Below are 18,380 nucleotides of genomic sequence, written 5' to 3'. Positions count from 1 at the left end.
AACTGCGGCTCAGGGGGCACTGGGTTCAGCCGTTCGTTGAACTGCGGCTCAGGGGGCACTGGGTTCAGCCGTTCGTCGAACTCCGGCTCGGGGAGCGGTCTGGTCAGCCGCTCGCGGAACTCTGGCTCAGGCACCATCGGCGCAGGATCGCATCACCGGTGCCGCGGCATCCTGGCAGCCTGCCGGCCGGCGTCGGGGGTCGCCGGCCGGCAGGGGGCGGGGGTCGCCGGCCGGCAGGGGGCGGGGGTCGCCGCGCTGCCCAGCCGGCGTGCCCCCGCCCGTGGACGCGGGTCGGTCACAAAAGGCGCCAACCGGAAGTGAACCGTCGCGTTCCAGGAGTCAACCTATTCCAACTGGTTGCAGCTGGTCAATGTGCAATCTCAACTTGTTGCAACAAGATGACATGACAAGGGTGGGTGTGGTGGACTCGCGGTGGCCAACTGGAAAGCGAGCGACTCCACCGTGGAACCCACGACCGAATACCGCCGCGTGCTCGACGACCTGGTCCGCCGGATCGGATCCGGCGACCTGGCGCCCGGCGAGAAGCTGCCGTCCACCGTCCGACTAGCCGCCGAATACGCCGTGAGCATCTCCACGATCCACCGCGTCACCACGACGCTGGAGGATCGTCAGCTCATCCGCGGCGTGCCGGGGAAGGGGCGGTACGTCCGCTGATCACCGGCGTCCCACATGTCGGGACCTCCTACTAAGTCAGTAGGATTAGTAGGCTAATCTCAGGACCATGTTCCTGTCATCTGACCTGCTCAGCGTCGCCCGGCAATACGCGGGCGACCCGGCCGGCTGGCCGGTCGCGCCCCGATTCGACCCCGTCGAGCGGTGGTACCACCGGATCGCGGCCACGCCCGACCACGAGGTCTGGGTGCTCACCTGGCTGCCCGGCCAGCACACCGACCTGCACGACCACGGCGGTGCCAGCGGCGGCTTCACCGTCGTCTCCGGCACCCTGACCGAGGAGACGGTCAGCCGGGGCGGCGCGTTGAAGGCCCGCCCGCTGCCGGCCGGCGCCGGGCGCCGGTTCGGCCCGCGCTACGTGCACCGGGTCAGCAACCTCGGCCCCGACCCGGCTATCAGCGTGCACTGCTACGCGCCGGAATTGCGTAGCATGACCCGGTATGACCTGACCGACGGCGTCCTCCGGGTCGCCGAAGTGGCGCGTGCGGGGGTGGCGTGGTGAGCCGTTCGATCGACGAGGTTCTGGAAGCGGCGCGGAAGCGGCTGGTGCGGCTCGACCCTGAGCCCGCCCACATCGCCGAGCGTGAGGGCGGCGCGGTGCTGATCGACACGCGGCCGATCGGCCAGCGCGAGGCCACCGGCACGATCCCCGGTGCTGTGATCATCGACCGCAACGTGCTGGAGTGGCGGCTCGACCCGCGCAGCGACGCCCGGCTGCCGTTCGCCGACTCCTACGACACCCACTACATCCTGTTCTGCCAGCAGGGCTACGCCTCGTCGCTGGCCGCCGCCTCGCTTCAGGACCTCGGCCTGCACCGGGCCACCGACCTGGCCGGCGGCTTCATCGCCTGGCTCGCGGCCGGCCTGCCGGTGCTCCAGCCAGGCGTGACCCAGGCACCGCAACTCGTCGGCGCACATCCCGCCCCCCGGGAGGACCGGTGACCGTCACCGCACACACCTCGCTGTTCGCCTTCGCGCCCGAACGCATCCAGGCCGAGACGAGGGCCGAGACGAGGGCCGAGACGAGGGCCGAGACGAGGGCCGGGACACAGGCCGAGACGCAGGTCGACATCGACGTCGCCGCCCGCCAGGTCGTGCGGCACGGCCGCGAGGTGCCGCTGACCCGGCTCGAGTTCGACCTCCTGGTGTTCTTCGCGCGCCACCCGCGCCGGGTCTTCACCCGCGACCAACTGCTGCGCAACGTCTGGGGCTACGACATCGCCGGGCCGCGCACCGTCGACGTCCACATCAGACGGTTGCGGGCCAAGCTGGACGTGCCGGTGGTGCGCACCATCTACGGCGTCGGCTACCGCCTGGCCGACGACGCCGGCGTCACCCTCAGCGCCGACGACTAGTCGAACAGGTCGAGCAACCCCTGCGCGTTGCGCTGCGCATAGTCCGAGTAGCAGTTGTTCATGAGCACGTGCGTCTCGTCGGCCGTCGAGGCCAGCTTGCGCAGCTTCGGCGCCCACGCCTTCAGCTCGCGCTCCGAATACTCGTACCCGAACTTCTCGTAGATGTTCTTGCTGGTCCACTTGAGACTGTGCCCGTGGAAGCGCATCACCGCCAGCTCCGCGGTCGCCTCCAGGATCGGCGGGATCGAGGAGCGGTGCCCCTGTGGCATGTCGACCGCGACGTAGGGCAACCGGTGGTGCCGCAGGAACTCGAGCGTCTCGGCATGGTTGTCGCCCTCGAACCACGACGCGTTGCGGAACTCGAACACGGGCCGCAGCGGCTTGACCCGGTCGCGCACCTCGACGAGGAAGTTCTTGTTTGACCGGCGGATGCCGAACCACGGCGGGAACTGGAACAGCAACGCCCCGAGCTTGCCCGCCGCGACGAGCGGGTCGAGGGCGGTCAGGAAACGAGTCCAGATCTCCTCGTACGCCTGCGTCGGCAGGTCTTTGGGGTAGATGTTCGTTTTGTCGGTGTCAGGCCGCAGGTCCTTGAAGATCGAGCTGACCTTCGTCGGGTGCCCGGTCAGCAGGCTGTAGGCCTTGACGTTGAAGGTGAACCCGGGCGGCGTGCGGGCGGCCCACAGCGTGGCGGTCTGCTCCGACGGCGGCGCGTAGTAGGTCGCGTCGACCTCGACCAGCGGGAACCGGCCGGCGTAGTAGGCCAGCCGCTTCTCGGGCGTGTCCGCGTCGGGCGGATACCAGCCCGACGCGAGCAGCGTCTTGTCGGTCCACGACGCGGTGCCGACCTTGATGTCGCCCACAACCAAAACCCTAAGCGGCCCGCCGCTCCCGCGTCTGCTTGCAGGCCACGCAGGTCGTCGCCGCGGGGAAGATTTCCAGCCGCTCGACCGGGATCGGGGCCGCGCAGCCCTCGCAGGACCCGTAGCCGCCGGCCGCGAGCCGGTTGAGCGCGTGCTCGTATTGGTCGCGCCGGTCGAGGATCGTGCGCAGCACCGAGCCGGCGGTGTCGCGTTCGGCGGTCTTCGAGCCGCTGTCGGCCTGGTCGTCGCCGGCCGAGTCGCTGACCTCGACCAGCCGCAGCACCTGGCCGCGCTCGTGCTCGGCCTCGTATTCCGCGGTCAGCTCGTCGTAGCGGGCCAACAGGGTGAGCCGGATCTGCTCGGTCCGGGTCGCTTCGTCGACTGGCATGGCGGCCGCCTTCCGGGTTGTGTCGCGGATGCGGGCTGTTACCCCGCGACCACCTAAGTCAAACCCTTCACTCCCGTTTCACCAATGCCGGGTGACGTGGGTCATCAGTGCGCACCACCACGTCGGCCCAGCCGGCCGGGTCGACCTCGCCGACGTAGCGGTCCCACGCGGGCAGCGTCCAGGCCCAGTCCGGCGGCGTGCGGCGGGCCAGCGCGGCGGGCGACACCACCAGGTGGACGGTGACGTCGAAGGGCAGCCCGCCGCCGAGCAGGAAACCGCCGGTGACCAGCACGACCGCCGCCGGTTCGAGGGGGAGGTAGCCGGCGCGGCTGGCCCGGTCGGTGGCCGGGTCCCACAGCGACGGCAGGATCTCGCCGCTGCCGTCCGGCCCGGCCGGATCGAGCACCTCCCGGCGCAGCCCCGACTCGTCGAGCCAGTCGGTGTAGAACGCGTCCGGATTGGTCCTGCCCTGCTCGAACCGAAGAGAGGCAGACCGCAGAAAACCATTCGCGGGTACGGCGTGCGCCGGCCGCCCGCGCAACCGCAGCGCCTCGACCAGCGCGGCGGCGAGCGGATCGGGTCCGGCCAGCGGACTGTCGGCCACCGGATCCCGGCTCAGCGGCGTCGCGCCGGCCGGCGGCGGACCGTCGAGCGCCACCCGCAGCCGGCCGTCCGACGGCGCCGCCGCGATCCGGTCGGCGAGATCGTCGACGAACAGTTCCGGAGTGATCGGCCGCACACGCACCCGCCCATGATCTCTCGACACGGCAGGATGGCCGGCATGCGGGCGGTCCTCACCGGGTTCGCCGGGATCTGGCTGGTGACCCTGGCCGGCTACCTGGCGGGCCGGTTCGGCGTCCTGGGCCAGGACGCCACCGCGCTGCTCGCCCGCCTGGTCTTCTACCTTGCCGCACCGGCGCTGCTGTTCTCCACCCTGGCCACCTCGAGCCTCGACAAGGTGTTCACGCCGGCGCTCGCGGTGTTCGTGCTCAGCACGGTCGTGGTCGCCGCCCTCTACGTGGCGCTCACCATCAGACGTCACCCCGCCTCCGAGGTGACCATCGGCGCGCTCTGCGCCTCCTACGTCAACGCCGGCAACCTCGGCCTGCCGATCGCCGCCTACGTCCTCGGTGACGCCTCGCTGGTCGTACCCGTGCTGCTCTTCCAGCTTCTGATCGCGACCCCGACCGGCCTGGCCGTGCTCGACGTGACCGCGGCCGGAAATCGGCCGAAGGCGTTGCGGCTGTTGTCGGCACCGTTGCGCAACCCGATCAGCGTCGCCTGCCTCTGCGGTCTGGTGGTGGCCGCCGTGGGCTGGCACCCGCCGGCCGAGGTGCTCCGCCCGTTCGAGTTGGTCGGCGGCGCCGCCGTGCCATTGGCGCTGATCGCCCTCGGGCTCGCGCTGCGCGGCAGCCGCCCGCTGGCCGCCGGTCCCGAGGCGGGGCAGCGCTACCTCGCCGTCGCGCTCAAGGTCGCCGTGCAACCCGCCGTCGCCTGGGCGATCGGCCACTTCGCCTTCCGCCTCGACGGCCACGCGCTGCTCGCCGCCGTGGTGCTCTCCGCTTTGCCGAGTGCGCAGAACCTCTTCGTGTACGCGACCCGCTACGACCGCGCCACCGCCCTGGCCCGCGACGCGATCGTGCTGTCCACCCTCGCGGCCGTCCCCGCGCTGGTGATAATCGCCGCGCTCCTGACGTGAGGTTTTGTTACGGTTCCGCGCGTGACGGTTACCCCCGCTGATGTGACGACCGCGGTCGCCCTGCTCCGCACCACCCTGCGCGACGTGCCCGACGACGCCTGGGACGTGCCGGCCGGCACGCTGACCTGGACGTGCTGGGAGACGATCGAGCACACGGCCGACGACCTGTTCGCCTACGCCCTGCAGATCGCGCCGTCCGATCCGCCGCAGGACACCCACATGCCGGCCGGCTGGAAATACCTGCGCGAAGGCGGTCCGGCCCTCACGATCTTCGTCGAGCGCGACTCCGGCACGCTCGGCCTGCTCCGGGTGCTGGAGGGCTGCGGCGCGATGCTCGCCGGCGTGGTCGCCGCGGCGCCCGCCGACCGGCTGTCCCACCACGGCTACGGCATCAGCGACCCGGAGGGGTTCGCGGCCATGGGGGTCGTGGAGACCCTGGTGCACGGCTTCGACGTGGCGGGCACGCTGGGCGTCACCTTCCAGCCGCCGGCCGACCTGTGCCAGCGGGTGATCGACCGGCTCTTCCCCGACCTGCCCGAGCACCCCGACCCGTGGGAGCGGCTGCTCTGGGCGACCGGCCGCGGCATGCTGCCCGGCCACCCGAAGCGCGACTCGTGGCGCTGGGACGGGCGCCCGGCGGCCATGCGGCTTAGCGTGGGGTGATGCTGACCGCGCGGCCCACCAGCGTGTGGCGCAACCGCTACGAGATCGCCGTCGACGGCCGGCCGCTGACCACCTGGGACCAGTCGTTCTGGAAGCACGGCGGCACCTTCACCCTCGACAGCCGGCCCTACGAGGTGCGCGGCAACTTCTGGGGCACCCGCTCGACGCTGGTCGACCAGCTGGGCGGCGAACTCGCTGCGGCTGAGCGGGTCGGGCGTCGGCGTTGGACAGTCACGTCCGCCGGCCAGACCTACCGGTTCCAGCGCACCTCATGGTGGAACAGCAGCCGGCAGGAGCTCTACGTCGACGACCGCCCGGTCGGCTCGGTGGCCCGGCGCAGCGCCTGGCGCCGCGACGTCGACGCCGACCTGCCCGGCGTCCCGGCCCCCGGTCCAGGTGTTCGTGCTCGCCGTCGTCATCGCGATGTGGGACGCCGAGCGGGCCGCCGCCACGTCGAGCTGAGCGGCGTCTATGCCCGGCCGGCCGCGCGGGGCTAGCCTGATGGCGTGCTGGTCGCACGCGAAGTCAGCAGGTGGACCAACCGCTACGCGGTGATCCGTGACGGCCGGCGGGTCACCACGCTCGACGCCGTGCTCCGCGACGGCCAGCCCGCGTCGTTCACGCTCGAAGGCCGGCGCTACTCGATCCCCGGCGCCATCTGGGACACCCGGCTCGTGCTGCACGACGAGACGGGCGGCGCGCTCGGCGTGGCCGAACGGGGCCGCGACGAATGGTGGAGCATCACCTCGGCCGGGCAGACCTACCACCTGCGGCGCACCTTCATCGTCGCCGCGCGCGACCGACTCGACTCCGGGGATCCGCCGCTCGGCCGGGTCTACCGGACCGGGGGCGCGGAGCGTGCCGTCGAGCTCGAACTCCCCGGCGCGCCGGAGCTGGTGCAGGTCTTCCTGCTGGCAGTGGTCATCGCCGGGCGCGACGCACAGGTGACGTTCCGGGGGACCGGGTTCTGGCAACGGTGGGCGTGACCATCAGAGCCCGGGCAGTCGCACGTCGGTGGCCTCGCCGAGTGCGCGCAACGGGGTCACCGCCGCATAGCCCTGGGCCAGCAGCGCGAGGTCGGTGCCGGGCACCAGGTCCTGATCGGACTGGCGCAACGCCGTGCGCACATAGCCCTCGCCGGACTCCACCACCGTCATCACCACCTGGCCGAACGCGGCGAGCGTGGCCCGGCGTACCCCGCGCAGCTGGTCGGCGGGCAGGTCCGGTGCGTTGACGTTGAGCACCACGCCGGCCGGCGCGGCCAGCAGCGCGTCGACCAGGTCGACGGCCGTCGCCGCGGCGGAAGCCCAGTTGCGGGCCGCCTCGTCCGCCGGCGACAGCGTCACCACGCCGCCGCCGCTGGCCGTGGTCGCGTTGGAGGCGGAGAGGATGTCGAGCGAGACCGCCATCGCCCGGCAGCCGGCGGCCGACGCGGTCAGCGCGGCGCCGACCGTGCCCGAGTGCAGCACCGCGCGGCCCGCGTTCGCGCCCCGGTTGATGCCCGAGAAGACCAGGTCGGGCGGGGGACCGAAGGCGCCGTGCAGGCCGAGCAGCGTGATGTAGGCGGGCGAGCCGGCGATCGCATACCCGGTGCTGCCGTCGAGGTCGTGCCGTTCGATCAGCACCCGGCCGTCGTCCTCGGTGGCCCGCAGCGCGGCGCTGGTCCCGCTGGAGTCGGCCCGGGGCGCGGCGACGACCAGGTCGCAGCCGCGGTCGGCCAGTGCCGCCGCGAGCACCCGGATGCCGACGGCGTCGATGCCGTCGTCGTTGGTGACCAGGGCCCTCATGGCGTACGCGACGGGGACAGCCCGACCGCCGACACCTGGCGCGCGAACGCCTCCGCGTCGACGACGGCCGCCCCACCGTGGTCGTTGTTGAAGTAGACGTACGCGTCGGCGAACGCGTCCTTCAGCCGCCCCGCCCAGGTGCGCAGCGCGGTTCGCCCGTACCGCGGCCGGGGTGTCGCCCTTCCTTCGTGAAACCGCAGGTAACCCCAGTCGGTAGTGCGCCACAGCGGTGTCATCGGCCGGCCCAGCCGATCGGCCCAGGCCAGCGCCGCGCGATGTTTCTCAAGAACCGTGCGCACCTCGTCGGTCCACCAGCTCTGATGCCGCGGCTCGACCGCGACGCGGACCTCCCTCGGGAAGCAGGCCAGCACGGCATCGAGGGAGGATGGCGCGGCCTTCAGGTTCGGCGGCAGTTGGATCAACACTGGCCCCAGCCGATCGCCCAGCCCGGCCGCGTGGTCCAGGAAACGGCGCACGGGCTCCGCGGGGTCGTTGAGGCGCCTGATGTGGGTGAGGTAGCGGCTCATCTTGACGGCCACGACGAAGTCGCCGGGCGTGCGGGACCGCCACTGGGCGAACGTGTCGCGCTCCGGCAGCCGGTAGAAGGCGTTGTTGACCTCCACCGTGGCGAATTGCCCGGCGTAGTGCTCCAGCCAGGCCCGCTGAGGCAGCTTCTCGGGGTAGAACGGGCCGCGCCAGTCCCGGTACTGCCACCCGGACGTGCCGACGAGAATCACGGGTCCTCCATACCCCGCATTCGTCCCCGCAGCCCGGGCGCCGCGGGTCATTCTGAGGGCGGTCGCCGGTTACAGGTGATCGCTGGCCGGGTACAGGGGCGTCTGGAGCGCCCCCGTACCCGGGGCGCCGCAAGCGCGAGGGGGCTTACTCGATGACACTCGACGACGACGACATGGCCACGACTGGATCCGGTAGCGCGGAAGGCCCGGCCGACGGCGGGGCGATGCCAGGACGCCATGACGGCGGTGCCGACGGCAGCGCGGAGGGCCCGGCGGATGGCGGCACCAACCCGTCCGGCCACGACGGTGGCGCCGACGGCGGTGCCGAAGGGGTCGCCGACGGCGGCACCAACCCACAGGGCCACGACGGTGGCGCCGACGGCAGCGCCGAAGGCCCCGCTGACGGCGGCACCAACCCGAACGCCCACGACGGCGGCGCCGATGGCAGCGCCTGACGGGAACCGCGGGCTGACAACCGGAGCGCCGGGCGGTGCACACCGCCCGGCGCTGTCCCGTTGCGTCAGCGTCGACCCGGCCAAGTTCGCCGGCGCCTACTGGGGCCGGGCGCCGCTGCTCTCCCTGGCGAGCGAACTCGAGGGCGCCGACGGCTTCCGCGACCTGCTGTCACCGGACGACGCCGACGAACTGCTGAGCCGGCGGGGCCTGCGTACCCCGTTCATCAGGGTCGCCAAAGACGGCGCGCTCGTGCCGCCCGGCCGCTACACCGGAAGCGGCGGATCCGGCGCCGAGATCGACGACCAGGTCCTGGACGAGAAGATCCTGACGTTGTACGCCGACGGCGCGACCCTGGTCTTCCAGGGTCTACATCGGACCTGGCCGCCGCTGATCGAGTTCGCCGGCGAGCTCGGCGCCGCCCTCGGCCAGCCGCTCCAGATCAACGCCTACCTGACCCCGCCGGGCAACCAGGGCTTCGCCACCCACTACGACACCCACGACGTGTTCGTGCTCCAGGTCGACGGTCGCAAGCGCTGGAAGATCCACCCGCCGGTGCTCGACGACCCGCTGGAGCGGCAGAACTGGAACGGCCGGGCCGACGAGGTGACCGCGACCGCGGCCGGCGAACCCGCGCTCGACGTGGTGCTCGAGCCCGGCGACGCGCTCTACCTGCCGCGCGGCTGGCTGCACAGCGCCGCCGCGCAGGACGACTCCTCCCTGCACCTGACCATCGGCATCCGCGCGCTGACCCGCTACGCCCTGGTCGAGGCCCTGCTCGGCGAGGCGGCCAACGACCCGCGACTGCGGGCCACGCTGCCCTACGCGCTCGACGTCAGCGACCCCGACCAGCTCGAGCCGGAGCTGACCGAGACGATCGAGGCCCTGCGCGACTGGCTCGACACGGCGTCACCGGCCGCGGTCGCCGAGCGGCTGCGCCGCCGGGCCTGGCCGGCCGCCCGCCCGGCCGCGCTGCGCCCGCTGGCCCAGGCCGCGGCGATCCGCGCGCTCGCGCCCGACGACCGCATCGTGCCCCGGGAACGGCTGCGCTGGCGGCTGGAGCCCGACGGCGACGACCGGATCACGCTGCGGGTGTTCGACCGCGCGGTGACCTTCCCGGCCGGCTGCGCGCTCGCCCTGCGCGCCTTCCTGGACGGCGGCGTCACCCGGGTCGGCGACCTGCCCGGCCTCGACGAAAACGAGGACCGCCTGGTGCTGGCCCGCCGGCTGCTCCGCGAGGCGATCGCCGTCCCTGCGTAGCCGGCCTACTAGCCTGGGCTGGTGACGCGACGCCCGGTGCTGTGGATCTGCGGACCGTCCGGGGTCGGCAAGACCACGGTCGGCTTCGCGCTCTTCGAGGAGCTGAGCAGGGCCGGCATCGCGATCGCCTTCGTCGACCTGGACCAGCTCGGTCTGTGCTACCCCGCGCCACCGCACGATCCGCGGAACCACCGGTTGCGGGCGCGCAATCTGAGCGAGGCGTGGTCGGCCTTCGCGGCCGCGGGTGCGCGGTGTCTGGTGGTCAGCGGCCTGGTCGACGATGCCGCGGAGGTGCGCCGGCACGCCGAACTGCTGCCCGACAGCGACGTGACGGTGTGCCGGCTACGGGTCGGCCATGACGAACTGCGCGGCCGGATCGCCCGCCGGGGATCGTTCGTCGACCAGACCGAGGAGGCGATCCGCAACGCCGACGCGCTCGATCGCAGCGACTTCGCCGACCTGGTCGTCGACACGTCGGGAACCGCGGTCGCGAAGCTGGTCGCGCGGATCCGGGACAGCGGCTGGCCGGGCACCGTGGCGCCGCCGGCAGCGCTACCCGCGCCACCGTCCACACCGCCGCCGGTGCCCCGCCCCGCCGCGTTCCCGGTCCTGCTGGTCTGCGGTCCGCCCGCGGTCGGCAAGTCCACCGTGGGCTACGAGATCTTCCGGCGGGTGGTCGGTGACGGCATCCCGGCCGCCTACGTCGACCTGGCGCAGATCGGTTTCTGCCGGCCGTCGACCGACCGGCACCGGCTCACGGCGCCGCTGCTCGCCCGGTTGTGGCCGGGATTCCACGCCGCCGGCGCGCAATGTCTGGTCCTGTCCGGCAGCGTCGCCGACGCGGAGGCCCTCGACCGCTACCGGGCCGCGCTTCCGTCGGCCCGGTGGAGCGTCTGCCGGCTGCGCGCCGAGCCCGGCACGCTCGCCGAGCGCGTCGAACTGCGCGGCCAGGGCGGTGGGCCGGCGATCGCCGGCGACGAGTTGCGCGGTCGACCGCCGGAGGAGTTGCACCGGCGTGCGGCCCAGGCCGTCGAGGTCGCCGCGGCACTCGACCGGGCCGACATCGGCGACCTCCGCGTCGACACCGACGGGCGGGAGGTCGCCGACCTCGCCGATCTCGTGCGCGACCGGCTCGGCGGTTGGCCCGGCTGACCGCGCGGGCCGGTCAGGCGTCGGCCGGGGCCGTCATCAGCTCTTCCGGTGCCGAGTCGAGCAGCGCCTGGGTGGTATAGGAGATGTGCTTCGTGAGCGCCGCCTCGGCCTGGTCGACGTCGCGGGCCAGCACGGCGTCGCGCAGCGCGCGGTGCTCGCCCGCGATGTCGCGGGTGTCCTCGCTGCCCAGGTGACGTGACCAGCGCCGGTAGAGCTCGGCCGCGTCGCGCAGCGACGCCGCGATGTCGCGCAGCCGCCGGCTCGGGCAGCCCTCCAGCACCGCCGCGTGGAAGGCGGCATGCGCCGTCGCCCAGTCTTCGTTGACCGCGCGCGGCTGGACGGTCGCGAGCTCGGGGGTGCGGTCGAGGGTGTGGTAGGCCGCGACGACCCGCGACTCCCAGGCCAGGTCGCCGTGGTTGATCGCGTGCCGCAGGCAGAGCGTCTCGATGTCGATCCGGGTGCTGGTCAGGTCGCGGAGGTCCTCCTCCGAGACCGGCGTGACCCGGAACCCGAGCTGCGGCTCCGAGAGCACGAGGCCCTGCTCGACCAGCCGGGACAACGCCTCGCGGAGGACGCCAACGCTGGTGCCGTAGCGGACCCCCAGGTCAGCGAACGGCAGCCGCTGCCCGGGCAGCAGGCGCCCGGTCAGGATGTCACCGCGGAGGTTGATATAGATGCGCTCCGCGCGCGTTTCACTGCGTGGCATGGCTGACACTCTAGCGGACTCGCGAATGTCACGGGTGAAGTAACAGATCCTCGCTCGGATTCGAAAATGTATTGACACCTCGAACGTGGGCTGAACATACTCGGCGATCAAAGGGGCCCTGTGGGACGGGCAGCTTTGACCGACGAGGAGCGTGGCCAATGGCGATCCAGCGGGTCGAGGTTTTCCGGCTCAGCCAGCCCGTCACCGCGGCCGCCGGCCCGTCCGGCGCCACCTACCGCGAGCGCAACAGCGTCCTGGTCAGGCTCCGCGACAGCGACGGGCTCGACGGTTGGGGCGAGACCTACGCCCGCGTCGGTGTCGCCGCCACCATCGAAGACGTCGGCGAGGTGCTGATCGGCCGCGACGCCGCCGACGCCCGCCCGCTCCTCGACGCGCTGCGCATCGCGACCGCCGACGGCCTCGCGTTCAGCGCGCTCGCCATCGCCCTCGACGACCTGCGCGCCCGCCGCCTCGGCGTGCCGGTGTCCACGTTGTACGGTGGCCGCCGGCGCGACAGCGTCCGCGGCTACGCGTCCAGCGGTGGCTACGTCGACGGCGTCGACCCCGAGCAGAGCTGGCCCGACGAGGTCTCCGCCGCGACCCGCGACGGCTTCACCGCTTGCAAGATCCGGATCGGCCGTTTCGCGCCCACCCGCGAGCTGCCGATCCTGGCCAAGGTGCGCGACCAGGTCGGCCCCGATGTCGACCTGATGGTCGACGCCAACGGCGCCTACGCCGTGCCGCGGGCCCGCGAGGTCGCCCGGGGCCTGTCCGACCTTGGCTTCCGCTGGCTCGAGGAGCCGCTGATCCGGCACCGGGGCGGGCTGACCTACCCGGGCTACGAGCACCTCGGCGGCCTGGGCATCGCGATCGCCGCCTACGAGGGCCTGGAGACCCGCGGTGCCTTCGACTCCTATCTGACCCGCACCCCGGTCGACATCGTCCAGCCGGACGTGGCGATCTGTGGCGGGATCGGCGAACTGCTCTTCGTCGCCGACCTCGCCGCCCTGCGCGGCCGGCAGTGCGTGCCGCACGCCTGGGGCGGCGCGGTGCTGCTCGCCGCCACCCTCCAGGCGATCAGCCTGCTGCCCGAACCCTCCGAACTGGATGGACCGGACTCACCTCTGCTCGAGGTGGACCGGTTCGAGAACCCGATGCGCACGCGGCTCGCCCAGGAGCCGCTCACCCTCACCACCACCACCGGCCGGATGGCCATTCCGGACGGTCCCGGCCTCGGCATCACGGTCGACGAGGACTTCGTCCGGCACGCCTCCGCCGGCTGACACCACGCATGCACTGATCGCGATCGGAGACCCCCCTCATGACGAATGTGATCAATCGACGCACCCTGTTGAAGACGGGCGCCGGCGCCGCGCTCGGCCTCGGAGTCTTCGGCCTCGCCGCGTGCGGCGACGACGGTTCGCCGGCGCCCGCCGGTGCCGGTGCCGCCGGTGGCCCGAAGAAGGGCGGCACGCTGCGCTGGGCGGTGGCCGCCGGCAACGCCACGCAGGTCGCCGACCCGGCCAAGGCCGGCGGCACGATGCCGCTGCTGATCGCCACCAACTGCTACGACACGCTGGTGCGGGCCGACGAGAACTACCAGCTCACCCCCGCCCTGGCCACCGAGTGGTCGTCCAGCGCCGACGCCCTGACCTGGACCTTCAAGCTCCGGCCCGGGGTCAAGTTCCACGACGGCGGCCCGCTCACCGCGCAGGACGTCGTCTACTCGTTCAAGCGGATCCTCGACCCGGCCCTGGCCGCCGTCGGTCTCGCGCAGATCGGGCCCTACCTCGACGCGTCCGGCATCACGGCGGCCGACCAGACCACGGTGAAGCTGACGCTGAAGAAGCCCAACGCGTTCATCCCGGTGATGGTCTCGCACGCCGGCTTCAGCATCGTCAAGGACGGCACCACCGACTTCAGCAAGGGCAACGGCACCGGCCCGTTCACGCTGACCGGCTTCGACGCGGCCGCCCGCACCTCGCTGGCCCGGTTCGACGGCTACTGGCAGGACAACAAGCCCTACCTCGACGCCATCCAGATCGTGGTCATCGCGGAGGACGCCACCCGCCTCCAGGCCGTCACCTCGGGCAGCCAGGACGTCGTCGACAACATCACCGGCGCCAACACGCTGCTGCTCAAGGGCAGCGTCGAGCCCTACATGCTGAAGAACGGCGGCTGGGTCGGGCTGACCATGTTCGGTGACACCGCGCCGTTCAACAACCAGAAGATCATCCAGGCGATGCAGTACGCCGCCGACCGCAAGAAGATCATGTCGGTCGTGGCGCCGGGCATCGACATCATCTCGCCCGACATCCCGATCCCGCCGGAGGACCCGTTCTTCCCCTCCGGGCTCCAGCCGCGGGCCTACGACCCCGACAAGGCCAAGGCGCTGCTCAAGGAGGCGGGCGTCAGCGGCAACTTCAGCTTCGACGTCTACGCCTACGAGGGCGACAAGCTGGACACCGCGGTCAGCTTCAAGAGCACCGCCGAGGCGGCCGGCATCAACGCCAACGTGATCACCTGGCCGCACGCCACGTTCTTCACCGACATCTTCAAGAAGAAGCCGGCGATCGGCATCAGCGTGGCCCGCCTGCACATCTCGCAGGCCCTGCCCCGGCTCTACGGCAAGGGCGGCGACCTCAACATCACCCACTTCAGCAACCCGCAGTTCGACGACCTGGTCGCACAGGCCACCGCGTCGTCCGACCAGGCGAAGCAGAAGCAGCTCTTCTCCGACGCGCTGACCATCGTCAACGACGGCGCCGCCAACGTGATCCCCGGCTGGGAGGGTCAGGTCTACGGGAAGAGCAAGCATGTGCAGGGGCTGGACGCGGCCAACGGCGCGCACATGTACCTGTCCGGCGCCTACCTCAGCTAACCCATGACACAGACCGCACAGCAGGCCGGGCGCCCTCGAATCCGGAGGGCGCCCCGCCGCCTGCCCTACCTCGTCCGCCAGCTCATCACGCTCGTGGTGACGCTCTTCGCCATCACGATCGTGATCTTCGGGCTGACCGCGATCGCCGGCGACCCGGCCCGCGACATCCTCGGGCAATACGCGACCGACGCGCAGGTGACCGCGTTCCAGCAACTGCACCACCTCGACCAGCCGGTGGTGGTGCGCTACTTCGAGTGGCTCGGCGGCGTGCTGCACGGCGACCTCGGCGTCTCGTACCAATCGAATGGTCCGGTCTGGGATGTCATCTCGCCCCGGCTCGGCCCGTCGATCGTCCTCGTGCTGCTCTCCTGGGTGCTGACCGTCGTCATCTCGGTGCCGATCGGCCTCTATTCGGGGGTACGCCTGCGCGGCAAGCGGGACGCCTCGCTCACGTTCGTGACGCTGATCGTCGCCGCGTTCCCGGAGTTCGTGCTCGGCCTCATGCTCGCGATCCTGCTCGGCGTCTGGCTCGCCTGGCTGCCGGTCGACTCGACGGCGGTCAGCTACGGCGGCCTGTTCGACAGCGCGTCGGCCTATGTGCTGCCGGCCATCACCATCGCGCTCGGCACGATTCCCTACATCATCCGGCTCATGCGGGCGAACGCCCGCGAAGTGGCGTCGGAGACCTATGTGCGGGCGGCGGTGCTGCGCGGCGTCACCGAGCCGTCGTTGTCGCTGCGGCACATCCTGCCCAACGCGGCCCCGCCGGTGGTCACCGCGCTGGGCCTGCAGTTCGCCGGTCTGATCGGAGGCGTGGTGGTCGCGGAAACCCTGTTCGGCTTCCCCGGAATGGGCCAGCTCCTCGCCCAGTCGGCCGCGTCCCGCGACGCCCCGGTGGTCGAGGCGATGGCGCTGCTGATCGGCGCCGTGTTCGTCATCGCCAACCTGGCCGCCGACGCGATCGTCGTCTACGTGACGCCCAAGCTCCGGGACACCGTCCGATGAGCGCGTCGGTTCTCGACAACGTCACTGCGGCCGATCTCCCGATGCCGCGCCAGCGGCGGTGGCGTAGCTTCCTGGCGATTCCGCAGGGCGGGTTCGGTGTCGGGCTGCTGTTGTTGTTGCTGGCGCTGGTGGTGATTGGGCCGTTCATCGCGCCCGACTCGCCCAACGAGATCAGCGACCAGCCGATCCTCGGCCCGTCGGCGCAGCACTGGCTGGGCACCGACTCCTACGGCCGCGACATCTTCAGCCGGGTGCTGCACGGCGGCGCCTCGGTGATCCTGCTGCCGCTGGTCGCGGTCTCGGCCGCGATGGTGGTCGCCACGCTGGTCGGGTTGCTCGCCGGCTATCTCGGCGGCAAGACCGACGCGGTGGTCACCTGGATCATCAACATCGCCCTGGCGATCCCGTCCTACCTGGCGGTGCTCGTCGTGGTCGCGGCCTTCGGCGGCGGCGGGGCGGTGGTGGTCACCGCGGTCGCGGTGGTCTACGCGCCCTACATCACCCGGGTCATCCGGTCGGCGACCCAGGCCATCGCGCCACGCGAGTTCGTGCTGGCCGCCCGGGCCAGGGGCGAGTCGCTCGGCTGGATCCTGTTCCGCGAGATCACCCCGAACATCGGGCCGACCCTGCTGGTCGAGATCGCGCTGCGGTTCACGTACGCCATCATGTTCATCGCCTCGCTGAGCTTTCTGGGTCTCGGCGTCCAGCCGCCCAGCGCCAACTGGGGCGTGATGGTGGCCCAGAACCGGGCGCTGCTGCTGGTCTCGCCGGTCGGTGTGCTCGTGCCCGCGCTGCTGATCGGCGTGCTCGCGATCGCGGTCAACCTCATCGCCGACGCGCTCACCCAGTTCTTCGGCGACCGCATCCACGAACGGTTGATGGTGTGACGACGCAGACAACGCAACGCGACGGCGACCTCGCGGCGGAGGGCCTCTCGGTCGGCTACCGGTCGCGCGCCGGGCTGACCCAGGTGCTCGCCGACGTCTCGGTGCGCCTGCACGCCGGCAAGATCCTCGGCCTGGCCGGCGAGTCCGGCTCCGGGAAGAGCACGCTGGCCCTGTCGCTGCTGGGCTACCGGGTCGCGGGGCAGGAGACGCTGGCCGGCCAGGTCGCGTTCGACGGCCGCGACCTCGACCGGGCGTCCATCAAGGAGTTGCGCAAGGTGTGGGGAGCGCGGCTGGCCTACCTGCCGCAGGACACCGCGACCTCGCTCAACCCCGCGCTGACGATCCGGCGGCACTTCGTCGAGGGGTTGCGCCGGCATCGCGGGCTCGACACGGCGGCCGCCGTCGCGCGCAGCGCCGAATGGCTGGCCAGGGTAGAGATCCCGGAGCCGGAGTCGGCGCTGCACAAGTATCCGCACCAGTTCAGTGGCGGGCAGCAGCAGCGGATCGCGCTGGCGCTGGCGCTGTCGGTCGAGCCCGAGGTGCTGATCCTCGACGAACCGACGACCGGGCTCGACGTGGTCACCCAGGCACACGTCAACCGGCTGATCGTGGCCCTGGCCCGGGACGCGGGCATCGCCGCGCTCTACGTCAGCCACAACCTCGCGTTGCTGGCCACCGTCTGCGACGAGCTCGCCATCATGTACGCGGGCCAGATCGTCGAGCAGGGCGTCGCCTCGGCCGTGTACGCGGCGCCGCGGCATCCGTACACGTCGGCGCTGATCGGTGCCGTGCCCACGATCGCGTCCGACCGGCCGCTGCACGGTATCCCCGGCATTCCCCTGCCGTCGGTGCCGGTGCACACCTGCGGTTTCGCGCAGCGGTGCGGGTTCCGCACCGACGCCTGTGCCACCGACATCCCGCTGGTCACCCTGGCCGACGACCGGTCGGCGCGGTGCATCCGGCTGGACGAGTTGCCACCGTTCGCGCCGGCCGCCTCGCATGCCTCGGTGTCGGCCGTCGTCGCGCCGCGCTCTGCCCCGGCCGTCGATGCCATCCTCACCGTCGACAATGTCGGCGTCGTCTTCTCCCGGCCCGGCACCGGTGAGCCGTTCGTCGCCGTTGACGACGTGTCGGTGCGGGTGCCGGCGGGTCGCGCACTGGGCATCGCGGGGGAGAGCGGCAGCGGGAAGTCGACGCTGCTGCGCTCGATCGCCGGCCTGGTGCGCCCGTCGTCCGGCTCGGTCAGCTATCGCGGCGCCGAACTGGCCGGGCTGGCCGGCGAGCGCCCGGTCGCGCTGCGCCAGGCGATCCAGATCGTGTTCCAGAACCCGGATGCCACGCTCAACCCGCGGCACACCGTCTACCAGTCGCTGGAACGGCCGCTCAAGCTGTTCCGGGCCGACATCGCCAAGCGCGACCGGCGCGACGCCGTAGCGGCGATGATGAAGCAGATCCGGCTCTCGCCCGACCTGCTCGACCGCTACCCGCGCAACCTGTCGGGCGGCCAGCGGCAACGGGTCGCGATCGGCCGGGCGCTGCTCGCCGAGCCCGAGGTGCTGCTCTGCGACGAGGTGACCTCGGCGCTCGACGTGTCGGTGCAGGCGTCGATCCTGGAGTTGCTGGTGGGCCTCCAGGCCGACCGGGAGCTGACGGTGGTCTTCGTGACCCACGACCTGGGCGTGCTGCGGGCGGTCGCCGACGAGGCGATCATCCTCCAGAACGGTGCGATCCGGGAGGAGGGGCCGACCACCAAGCTGCTGCGCGAGCCGACCCATCCCTACACGAAGGAGCTGATCGCGGCCGTTCCCAACCCGGAGCGGTCCAGTGAGTTCCTCAGTGGAGGGTCCTGAC

General features: G+C 71.9%; 22 protein-coding genes. 16 read left to right on the top strand and 6 right to left on the bottom strand.

Annotation, left to right across the window (positions count from 1 at the left end; translation table 11 throughout):
- The first annotated feature begins 462 nt into the window (after positions 1–462).
- From DFJ67_RS38020 to DFJ67_RS38005, 4 genes are all read left to right on the top strand, one after another.
- Positions 463–675 (top strand): winged helix-turn-helix domain-containing protein, encoded by a 213-nt coding sequence (locus DFJ67_RS38020; protein WP_116077136.1) that lies wholly within the window; start codon positions 463–465, stop codon positions 673–675.
- Positions 676–742: 67 nt separating this feature from the next.
- The gene (locus DFJ67_RS38015) at positions 743–1,195 is read left to right on the top strand and encodes a cysteine dioxygenase (RefSeq protein ID WP_116073949.1); all 453 of its coding nucleotides are present in this window, start codon (positions 743–745) and stop codon (positions 1,193–1,195) included.
- Positions 1,192–1,635, top strand: coding sequence for a rhodanese-like domain-containing protein (locus tag DFJ67_RS38010; RefSeq protein WP_116077134.1), 444 nt, complete (start codon positions 1,192–1,194; stop codon positions 1,633–1,635). The genes DFJ67_RS38015 and DFJ67_RS38010 overlap by 4 nt, the downstream gene beginning before the upstream one ends.
- A complete protein-coding gene (locus DFJ67_RS38005) occupies positions 1,632–2,048 on the top strand; it encodes a winged helix-turn-helix domain-containing protein (protein ID WP_203784056.1) in 417 nt (138 codons plus the stop codon). The genes DFJ67_RS38010 and DFJ67_RS38005 overlap by 4 nt, the downstream gene beginning before the upstream one ends.
- On the opposite strand, the gene DFJ67_RS38000 is transcribed toward DFJ67_RS38005, so the two are convergent.
- The 3 genes from DFJ67_RS38000 to DFJ67_RS37990 form a co-directional block, all read right to left on the bottom strand.
- Complete coding sequence (locus DFJ67_RS38000) at positions 2,045–2,911, bottom strand: DUF72 domain-containing protein (RefSeq protein WP_116073947.1); 867 nt, start codon at positions 2,909–2,911, stop codon at positions 2,045–2,047. The two genes, DFJ67_RS38005 and DFJ67_RS38000, sit on opposite strands and share 4 nt — an antisense overlap.
- A gap of 10 nt (positions 2,912–2,921) precedes the next feature.
- Entirely contained in the window at positions 2,922–3,299 is a 378-nt protein-coding gene (locus DFJ67_RS37995; RefSeq protein ID WP_116073945.1) for a TraR/DksA family transcriptional regulator, read from the bottom strand.
- 67 nt (positions 3,300–3,366) lie between these two features.
- Positions 3,367–4,044 (bottom strand): nucleoside/nucleotide kinase family protein, encoded by a 678-nt coding sequence (locus tag DFJ67_RS37990; protein ID WP_116073943.1) that lies wholly within the window; start codon positions 4,042–4,044, stop codon positions 3,367–3,369.
- Positions 4,045–4,080: 36 nt separating this feature from the next.
- On the opposite strand from DFJ67_RS37990, the gene DFJ67_RS37985 reads away from it, so the two are divergent.
- The 4 genes from DFJ67_RS37985 to DFJ67_RS37970 are packed head-to-tail and all read left to right on the top strand — an operon-like array spanning position 4,081 to position 6,647.
- Positions 4,081–4,998: an AEC family transporter gene (locus tag DFJ67_RS37985; RefSeq protein WP_116077131.1), complete on the top strand. Its 918-nt coding sequence runs from the start codon at positions 4,081–4,083 to the stop codon at positions 4,996–4,998.
- Positions 4,999–5,019: 21 nt separating this feature from the next.
- On the top strand, positions 5,020–5,661 hold the full coding sequence (locus tag DFJ67_RS37980) for a maleylpyruvate isomerase N-terminal domain-containing protein (RefSeq protein ID WP_116073941.1): 642 nt from the start codon (positions 5,020–5,022) through the stop codon (positions 5,659–5,661).
- Positions 5,661–6,158, top strand: a complete 498-nt coding sequence (locus DFJ67_RS37975) for an LURP-one-related/scramblase family protein (RefSeq protein ID WP_116073939.1) — start codon at positions 5,661–5,663, stop codon at positions 6,156–6,158. Before DFJ67_RS37980 ends, DFJ67_RS37975 begins: the two co-directional genes overlap by 1 nt.
- Before the next feature lie 9 nt (positions 6,159–6,167).
- A complete protein-coding gene (locus DFJ67_RS37970) occupies positions 6,168–6,647 on the top strand; it encodes a hypothetical protein (RefSeq protein WP_116073937.1) in 480 nt (159 codons plus the stop codon).
- 3 nt (positions 6,648–6,650) lie between these two features.
- Here the strand turns inward: DFJ67_RS37970 and surE are convergent, their stop codons facing one another.
- Positions 6,651–7,448 (bottom strand): 5'/3'-nucleotidase SurE, encoded by a 798-nt coding sequence (gene surE / locus DFJ67_RS37965; protein ID WP_116073935.1) that lies wholly within the window; start codon positions 7,446–7,448, stop codon positions 6,651–6,653.
- Positions 7,445–8,185 (bottom strand): DUF72 domain-containing protein, encoded by a 741-nt coding sequence (locus tag DFJ67_RS37960; RefSeq protein ID WP_203784052.1) that lies wholly within the window; start codon positions 8,183–8,185, stop codon positions 7,445–7,447. Before DFJ67_RS37960 ends, surE begins: the two co-directional genes overlap by 4 nt.
- Before the next feature lie 152 nt (positions 8,186–8,337).
- Here DFJ67_RS37960 and DFJ67_RS37955 point away from each other — a divergent pair, with 152 nt between their 5' ends.
- The 3 genes from DFJ67_RS37955 to DFJ67_RS37945 are packed head-to-tail and all read left to right on the top strand — an operon-like array spanning position 8,338 to position 11,050.
- Positions 8,338–8,640, top strand: coding sequence for a hypothetical protein (locus DFJ67_RS37955; protein WP_116073931.1), 303 nt, complete (start codon positions 8,338–8,340; stop codon positions 8,638–8,640).
- Entirely contained in the window at positions 8,627–9,898 is a 1,272-nt protein-coding gene (locus DFJ67_RS37950; protein ID WP_116073929.1) for a cupin domain-containing protein, read from the top strand. Before DFJ67_RS37955 ends, DFJ67_RS37950 begins: the two co-directional genes overlap by 14 nt.
- A 21-nt stretch (positions 9,899–9,919) precedes the next feature.
- On the top strand, positions 9,920–11,050 hold the full coding sequence (locus DFJ67_RS37945) for an ATP-binding protein (RefSeq protein ID WP_116073927.1): 1,131 nt from the start codon (positions 9,920–9,922) through the stop codon (positions 11,048–11,050).
- A gap of 13 nt (positions 11,051–11,063) precedes the next feature.
- Here the strand turns inward: DFJ67_RS37945 and DFJ67_RS37940 are convergent, their stop codons facing one another.
- Entirely contained in the window at positions 11,064–11,756 is a 693-nt protein-coding gene (locus DFJ67_RS37940) for a GntR family transcriptional regulator (protein WP_116073925.1), read from the bottom strand.
- 158 nt (positions 11,757–11,914) lie between these two features.
- Here DFJ67_RS37940 and DFJ67_RS37935 point away from each other — a divergent pair, with 158 nt between their 5' ends.
- From DFJ67_RS37935 to DFJ67_RS37915, 5 genes are read left to right on the top strand one after another with little or no spacing between them, the layout of a single operon-like run.
- A complete protein-coding gene (locus DFJ67_RS37935; protein WP_116073923.1) occupies positions 11,915–13,039 on the top strand; it encodes a mandelate racemase/muconate lactonizing enzyme family protein in 1,125 nt (374 codons plus the stop codon).
- A gap of 38 nt (positions 13,040–13,077) precedes the next feature.
- Positions 13,078–14,637: an ABC transporter substrate-binding protein gene (locus DFJ67_RS37930; protein ID WP_116073921.1), complete on the top strand. Its 1,560-nt coding sequence runs from the start codon at positions 13,078–13,080 to the stop codon at positions 14,635–14,637.
- Positions 14,638–14,640: 3 nt separating this feature from the next.
- The gene (locus DFJ67_RS37925) at positions 14,641–15,642 is read left to right on the top strand and encodes an ABC transporter permease (RefSeq protein WP_116073919.1); all 1,002 of its coding nucleotides are present in this window, start codon (positions 14,641–14,643) and stop codon (positions 15,640–15,642) included.
- The gene (locus tag DFJ67_RS37920; protein WP_116073917.1) at positions 15,639–16,529 is read left to right on the top strand and encodes an ABC transporter permease; all 891 of its coding nucleotides are present in this window, start codon (positions 15,639–15,641) and stop codon (positions 16,527–16,529) included. Before DFJ67_RS37925 ends, DFJ67_RS37920 begins: the two co-directional genes overlap by 4 nt.
- Positions 16,526–18,379 (top strand): dipeptide ABC transporter ATP-binding protein, encoded by a 1,854-nt coding sequence (locus DFJ67_RS37915; RefSeq protein ID WP_116073915.1) that lies wholly within the window; start codon positions 16,526–16,528, stop codon positions 18,377–18,379. Before DFJ67_RS37920 ends, DFJ67_RS37915 begins: the two co-directional genes overlap by 4 nt.
- Position 18,380 lies beyond the last annotated feature (1 nt).

Origin of the sequence: Asanoa ferruginea, assembly GCF_003387075.1 — a bacterium.
Taxonomy (GTDB): Bacteria; Actinomycetota; Actinomycetes; order Mycobacteriales; family Micromonosporaceae; genus Asanoa; species Asanoa ferruginea.
The sequence above is the reverse complement of the archived record's forward strand: the minus strand, read 5'-3'. Positions and strand labels throughout refer to the sequence as shown.